Below are 3,595 nucleotides of genomic sequence, written 5' to 3'. Positions count from 1 at the left end.
TAAAAAAGGAGGTCCGATATAGTGCGCAAGAATTTTGTCCTATTCCTCGTGACTGCGCTGCTCGCCATCTTTCAGCCCATGACTGCGGTGTCCCTGAGGGCGGCGGAGCCTCTCACGCTGCTGCTCGACTGGTTCGTCAATCCCGACCACGCCCCCCTGATCGTCGCCCAGCAGAAGGGCTTCTTCGAGGACGAGGGGCTGGAGGTCACGATGGTCGAGCCCGCCGACCCCAACGCGCCGCCCAAGCTGGTCGCCGCCGGTCAGGCCGAACTGGCCATCACCTATCAGCCCAGCCTGCATATCCAGGCGAGCCAGGGCCTGCCCCTGACCCGCATCGCGACCCTGGTCGCAACGCCGCTCAACTCCCTGGTGGTGCTGGAGGATGGACCGATCAAGGAGATCGCCGACCTGAAGGGACGCAAGGTCGGCTTCTCCGTCGGCGGCTTCGAGGATGCCTTGCTCTCGGCGATGCTGGCCGAGGCCGGGCTGACGCTGGAGGACGTGGAGCTGGTGAACGTCAACTTCTCCCTCTCTCCAGCGCTCCTCTCCGGCCAGGTCGCGGCGGTGATCGGGGCCTTCCGGAATTTCGAGCTGAACCAGCTGGAGCTGGAGAACTCAAAGGGCCGCGCCTTCTACGTCGAGGAACACGGCGTGCCGGCCTACGACGAGTTGATCGTCGTGGCCCGCAGCGATGCGCTCGGCGATGCGAAGCTGAAGGCCTTCCTGCGCGCGCTGGAGCGGGCGACGGCCTTTCTGATCAACCACCCCCAGGAAAGCTGGGAGGCCTTCGTGTCCTATAAGCCGGGGCTGGACGACGAGCTGAACCGCCGGGCCTGGGCCGACACGCTGCCGCGCTTCGCGCTGCGTCCGGCCGCGCTGGACAGGGGCGCCTACGAGGAGTTCGGCGCCTTCCTTCTGGAGAAGGGGCTGATCGACAGCCTGCCGCCGCTGGAGAGCTACGCGGTCGAGCTGCGCTGAGTAGAGGAAAGGCTCAGCCGCCGGCGATCTGTGCGGCCTTCTTGACCATCACCTCGGCCTGCTTGATCGAGGCGATGTCGATGAGACGGCCATCGAGCTGAACCGCGCCGCGCCCGGCGGCCTGCGCTTCCTCCATCGCCTCCAGGATGCGCTTGGCCTTGGTGACTTCGGCCTCGGAGGGGCTGTAGACCTCGTTGGCGAGGGCGATCTGGCTGGGGTGGATCGCCCACTTGCCCTCGCAGCCGAGCACCGCCGCGCGGCGGGCCTGGGCGCGGTAGCCCTCGTCGTCCTTGAAGTTGCCAAAGGGTCCGTCGACCGGACGCAGGCCGTTGGCGCGGGCCGCAACCACCATGCGCGCGATGGCGTAGTGCCACATGTCGCCCCAGTGATAGAGGCGCTCGTCGCCCTCCTCCTCGGCATCGGTCAGCACGCCGTAGGCCGGGTTCGGTCCGCCGATCGAGGTGGTGGCCGCCTTGGTCGAAGCCGCGTAGTCGGCCACGCCGAAGTGCAGCGACTCGTTGCGCGGAGAGGCCGCGGCGATCTCGTGGATGTTCTGCATGCCGAGCGCGGATTCGATGATCATCTCGAAGCCGATCCGCTTCTTGCGCCCCTTGGCGGTCTCGATCTGGGTCACCAGCATGTCGAGGGCGTAGATGTCCGCCGCGGTGCCGGCCTTCGGGATCATGATGAGGTCCAGGCGCTCGCTCGCCTGTTCCAGCAGGTCGACCACGTCCCGGTACATGTAGTGCGTGTCCAGCCCGTTGATCCGGACCGAGAGGGTCTTTTCGCCCCAGTCCACGTCGCCGATGGCCTCGATGACGTTCTTGCGGGCCTGCGGCTTCTCGTCGGGAGCGACCGCGTCCTCCAGGTCCAGGAAAACCACATCGACGTCAGAGGCCGCCGCCTTCTCGAAGAGCTTCGGGTTGCTGCCGGGCACGGCGAGTTCGCTGCGGTTGAGACGCGCGGGCGCCTCCTTGACGGTGGTGAAGCTCATGAGGGTCTCCTCAGGGAATATTAGAGTCAGCGCATGCTGCGCCGCGGAATCCTGATCCCAGGGAATAGCAAGCCTAGCCCTCGTCGAGCAAGCCCTTCGCGAGCGGATGATGATCGCCCACCAGCCTGCGCAGACGCTCATCCAGCACGTGGGTGTAGATCTGCGTGGTGGAGATGTCGGCGTGGCCCAGCATCTGCTGGACCGCGCGCAGGTCCGCGCCGTGGGCCAGCAGGTGGCTGGCGAAGGCGTGGCGGAGATCGTGGGGGGAGACCTTCGCGGGCGCTATCCCGGCGTCGCCCGCCAGACGCTTTAGCAGCTGGGCGACCCGGTCGCGGGTCAGGTGCCCCTTGGCCGAAGAGGCGGAGGGGAAGAGATAGGGCGAGGACTTGCGCTTGCCCAAGAAGGCCTGGCGCAGCGGCAGGTAGTCCGCCAGGGCGCGCCGCGCCGCCTCGCTGAGCGGCACCATGCGCTCCTTGTTGCCCTTGCCCCGCACCAGCAGCATCCGCGGGTCGCGGGCCGCCGAGGAGACCGGCAGGGTCACCAACTCCGTGACGCGCAGGCCGGTGGCATAGAGCAGCTCCAGCAGCGCCAGAAGCCGCGCGCCCCTGGCGCCCTCCATGTTGCGGGCGGCCTCCAACAGCGCCTCGACCTCCTCTTCGCTCAGGACCTTGGGCAGCGAGCGGCCCTGGCGCGGGCTGTCGATCAGGCTCATGGGGTCGTCGGCGCGGACTTCCTCGGAGAGCAGGAAGCCAAAGAACTGCCGCAGGGCCGAAAGACGCCGCGCCACGGTGCGCGCGGCCATGCCCGCCTGCTTCTCGCGCTTCAGGAAGGAGCGGATCGCCTCGGTATCCGCCTGTTCGGGCGGCAGCCCCCGTGTGGCGAGGAAAGCCTCCAGGTTCTCAAGATCGCGGCGGTAGCCCTCATGCGTGTTGGCCGAGACCCCCCGCTCGGAGATCAGCATCTCCAGGAAGCGTTCGATGTGGGGGTTTCCGGCCACCGTTGAGCGCCCGTCAGATGCCGGCGTTCAGCGCCATCTCAATGGCGAGGGCGCGGGCTTCGGCCGGCAGCCCGACGGCGCGCAGAGCCTGGAGCACGGCCTCCGCGATCTGCGGATGAACTTTGCGCGTGCCGTTGGGGCCGAGGGCGAGCGCGGCGAGCAGCAACGTCTCTCCGCGCCGGCCCGCCAACGAGGCGTCCCGCAAGGCCGGCAGGTTGGTGAAGTCCGGGGTCACCCCCGAGCCGTAAGGCTTGCGGGCGAGACTCTCGGCCTCGACCCGGCCACCCATGCCCAGCGCCCGGAAGCTGGAGGTCAGTTGGGCCTGCATGTCGGCCAGTTCGCCCGCCCCCTCGTTGCGGGCCAGCGACCAGGCCATGAGGCTGCCGTCCCAGTCCGCCGCCCCGTCGCCCGCCATCAAGGCGTAGGGCCAGAGCAGCGTCACCGAGGCCTGGGCCTGCGGCGAGGTCACCGCTTCCCGGCGCGCCAGCTCCAGCCAATCGGAGGCCTGCTCGTAGCGGCCCAGCGCATAGAGCGCCCGCCCCGCTGTGGAAGCAAACCAGGCCAGGTCGGGCCTGGGCGGCAGGGACTGAACCTGTCCGGCGAAGGCCGAAGCGATCGCCTGGAAC

At 68.5% G+C, this 3,595-nt stretch carries 4 protein-coding genes; 1 reads left to right on the top strand and 3 read right to left on the bottom strand.

Annotated elements, in window-relative coordinates; all coding sequences use genetic code 11:
* Positions 1 to 78 precede the first annotated feature (78 nt).
* Complete coding sequence (locus tag P8X75_14890; protein ID MEJ1996467.1) at positions 79 to 978, top strand: ABC transporter substrate-binding protein; 900 nt, start codon at positions 79 to 81, stop codon at positions 976 to 978.
* A 13-nt stretch (positions 979 to 991) separates the two neighbouring features.
* On the opposite strand, the gene P8X75_14885 is transcribed toward P8X75_14890, so the two are convergent.
* From P8X75_14885 to P8X75_14875, 3 genes are all read right to left on the bottom strand, one after another.
* Positions 992 to 1,972 carry a CoA ester lyase gene (locus P8X75_14885; protein ID MEJ1996466.1) on the bottom strand — a complete coding sequence of 327 codons (981 nt, stop codon included), beginning with the start codon at positions 1,970 to 1,972 and terminating at the stop codon, positions 992 to 994.
* 73 nt (positions 1,973 to 2,045) lie between these two features.
* A complete protein-coding gene (xerD, locus tag P8X75_14880) occupies positions 2,046 to 2,969 on the bottom strand; it encodes a site-specific tyrosine recombinase XerD (GenBank protein ID MEJ1996465.1) in 924 nt (307 codons plus the stop codon).
* A gap of 13 nt (positions 2,970 to 2,982) precedes the next feature.
* On the bottom strand, positions 2,983 to 3,595 hold a 613-nt coding region (locus P8X75_14875), incomplete at its 5' end, for a hypothetical protein (GenBank protein ID MEJ1996464.1).

Origin of the sequence: Limibacillus sp. (assembly GCA_037379885.1) — a bacterium.
In the GTDB taxonomy this organism is placed as follows: Bacteria; Pseudomonadota; Alphaproteobacteria; order Kiloniellales; family CECT-8803; genus JARRJC01.
The sequence above is the reverse complement of the archived record's forward strand: the minus strand, read 5'-3'. Positions and strand labels throughout refer to the sequence as shown.

Coding starts and splice junctions, on each gene's coding strand:
- P8X75_14890 (MEJ1996467.1), top strand. CDS start 79: ATGACTGCGGTGTCCCTGAGGGCGGCGGAGCCTCTCACGCTGCTGCTC.
- P8X75_14885 (MEJ1996466.1), bottom strand. CDS start 1,972: ATGAGCTTCACCACCGTCAAGGAGGCGCCCGCGCGTCTCAACCGCAGC.